The 2843-nt window shown below is 31.7% G+C and carries 4 protein-coding genes; 3 read left to right on the forward strand and 1 reads right to left on the reverse strand.

All coding sequences use genetic code 11. The annotated features are described in order from the left end of the window. Positions 1-1087, forward strand: a 1087-nt coding sequence (locus AB8B65_RS17435; RefSeq protein WP_405302562.1) for a hypothetical protein, incomplete at its 5' end; no start/stop codon positions are given. Positions 1088-1137: 50 nt separating this feature from the next. Here AB8B65_RS17435 and radC read toward each other — a convergent pair. Beyond that, a complete protein-coding gene (gene radC, locus AB8B65_RS17440; RefSeq protein ID WP_405302563.1) occupies positions 1138-1839 on the reverse strand; it encodes a DNA repair protein RadC in 702 nt (233 codons plus the stop codon). Positions 1840-2019: 180 nt separating this feature from the next. Between radC and AB8B65_RS17445 the strand changes: the two genes are divergently transcribed. Continuing rightward, positions 2020-2475 (forward strand): DUF1569 domain-containing protein, encoded by a 456-nt coding sequence (locus tag AB8B65_RS17445; protein WP_405302564.1) that lies wholly within the window; start codon positions 2020-2022, stop codon positions 2473-2475. Between the two features lies 1 nt (position 2476). Next, a partial coding sequence (locus AB8B65_RS17450; protein ID WP_405302565.1) for an FMN-binding negative transcriptional regulator occupies positions 2477-2843 on the forward strand: 367 nt, incomplete at its 3' end.

Here is a 2843-nt window from a genome sequence, read left to right on the forward strand (position 1 = left end):
AAAAACAGTAGGTTATATGCAATTACTTATGCAAGAGCAAGGTATTATTTCTAGTGATACATTATCTGAAAAAGAAATCTTAAGAAAAGATTACATTAAAAAATATAAAGAATATAAACTAAAGCTTAAAGATTATGAAGAACTCGATATTCCTAGTAATATTCCATCTTGGGGAATCATGATTTCCAGATTAAATAATAATTTTTTTCAAAAACATAAAAAAAGACCTGCTGACAAATTAGACAACATTCTACAATCTACTAACAAAAGTAAATTTGTTTTTAGTGTTCCAGATGAACACTACCATAGCATAAAAATTAATAAATACGATTCACAATTTTTCAAAAAAATTATATGGGAATTATATGGAGAGAGTTTTAATACTTTAACAAAGGAGAGAAATAAATCATCATTAAGTAAACGTCTACAACGCTTTTTATACAGCCCTTTATTCTTAATGAATTTCAACTCAAAGAAATTTATTGACGATTATGAAATAGATAAAAATTACCTAGTAAGCGGTTGGAAGTATCCTAAAAAAATTACACAAATTGCCTTCACATCTATTACTTTTATTTTTATTTATTTTTGTTACATATTAAGAAGTAATTATGAATTCATTGAATGGAATTCCATAGTTACTAAAAACATATCGTTACCCTTGCAAGAGGTCTTACCTTGTGTTTTATTTATAATATCTGTCAGTTTTTATCTAGTTTGGTTAACAAGATATGTTCTGAATCTAAAATTATTGGTATACGGAAAACATTCTATTGATAGCTATTGTTGGAATTTCTTTCTTTTCCGGGTTCAACTGCTAAATTCTAAAGGAATTATACCAATATTTTTTTCAAGAAGTTTTTTACGTTTTTTTAAAACAAATTTATTAATCAGACAGTATGAAGGATATGATATTAAAAATAATATTTTTAGTGATAACAAAAAGATAACCTCGAAAGTTATTAAAGAATATTGGAAAAAACTTACAAATTATCAAAGATTCACTACTGAGGAGAGACTTGAAATTCACAAAGAAATCGTTAAACACTATAAGAAACTCAGAGAAAGTAATAGCTTAAGTTCATAATAAATTATATACTTTATTAATACAATACATCAAAACCTAAACAAACCACATTAGAGTAAATTTTCATCAGCGAAACTAAAATACTCTTTTTCTGTGATAATTAAATGATCTAATACTTTTATATCTAAATTTTGTGCGCCTAAGCTTAATTTTTTTGTGATTGCTTTGTCTGCCGCACTTGCTTTTAAAGTTCCCGACGGATGATTATGTGCCAATATAACAGCTACAGCGCCAACTTCTAAAGCTGTTTTTAATACCAAACGAATGTCTACCAATGTTCCTGTAATGCCGCCTTTACTTAAGCGTAATTTTTTGAGCACTTTGTTGGAATTGTTCAAATAGAGAATCCAGAATTCTTCGTGTGGCAATTCGCCAATAATTGGATGCATGATTTCAAAAACCATTCTGCTCGACGTGATTTTTTTGAGTTCAACTTTCGTTTCCGTTTGTCTGCGTTTGCCCAATTCTAAAGCAGCAATGATTGTAATTGCTTTGACCAAACCTACACCTTTAAACTTTTTAAGTTGCGCGGAAGATAACTTTCCGAGTTCATTCAAATTTCCGCCAACAGAAGCCAAAATACGCTTGGAAAGCGATACCGCACTTTCTTCTTTGCTTCCTAAACGAATTAGAATAGCGAGCAGTTCAGCATCACTCAACGCTGTTCTGCCTTTTAATTCTAATTTTTCTCGCGGTCTGTCGTCTTCCGACCAGTATTTTATAGATTGTAAGTGCGGTTTACTTGCTTCCATTTTTGAATACATTTTTATTAAAGCTAGTATTTTTTTAGGTTGTGACTCGAAATGAGTTCGTAAGCGTTGAAAAAAATGTATAAGCGTTATTTTTTTTGAATTATTTTTAGATTTACGGCGATTGCAGTACCTTTATATCATACCTATTTTTTTGTATTACATCCTTAAAAAACACCAAACATGAAATCATTATTTGACGAAAATGCACTTGAAGAAATCCAACAACGTATTGATAGTTTAACTGCCGAATCTGTACCTTCTTGGGGAAAAATGTCTGTTGGACAAATGTGTACGCATTGCCAAAAACCGTTAGAAGTTGCTATGGGAACTATGAAATTTAGCGGAAAGAAACCTGGTTTTATGAAACGATTGATTTTTAAAATTTATAAACCTTTAATGTATAATGATAAAGCGTGGAGTCAGAATTTACCAACCGTGCGCGATTTTATTGTTAGAGACGAGAAAGATGTAGCTGCCGAAAAAGCCAAGTTAACTGAGTTGGTAACTGCGTTTCACGGACATAAAGATGCTACCGAATGGCCATCGCATCCTATGTTTGGGAATTTTACACCCGAACAATGGGGAAAAATGCAGTACAAACATTTGCACCATCATTTATCACAATTTGGCGCATAAGATGAGTTATCCTCCAAAACATCACCAAGAAACTGAGTTTGATCATATTGTTGAAACTATTAAACAGTATCCGTTGGCAACTTTGATTTCGGTAAAAGACAGTGAAATTTTTACCACACATGTTCCTTTAATATATGATGCTTCTGATGGTGAGTTTGGATCGTTGATTGGACATATTGATAAGTTTAATCCGCATATTGAATTGCTTCAAGAAAACATTCCCGCGCAAGCGATATTTCACGGTCCCGATTGTTATATTTCTCCAAATGTGTACAGCACAACACAATTGCCAACTTGGAATTATGTAAAAGTGCATATTTCGGCGAAAGCCACACGAATGCCAACGAATGATTCGCTTATTCATTCGA

Source organism: Kordia sp. (genome assembly GCF_045105435.1).
GTDB lineage: Bacteria > Bacteroidota > Bacteroidia > Flavobacteriales > Flavobacteriaceae > Kordia.

Bases quoted from the DNA above. Each gene is read 5' to 3' on its own strand.
- radC (WP_405302563.1), bottom strand. From the start codon at position 1,839: ATGGAAGCAAGTAAACCGCACTTACAATCTATAAAATACTGGTCGGAA.
- AB8B65_RS17445 (WP_405302564.1), top strand. From the start codon at position 2,020: ATGAAATCATTATTTGACGAAAATGCACTTGAAGAAATCCAACAACGT.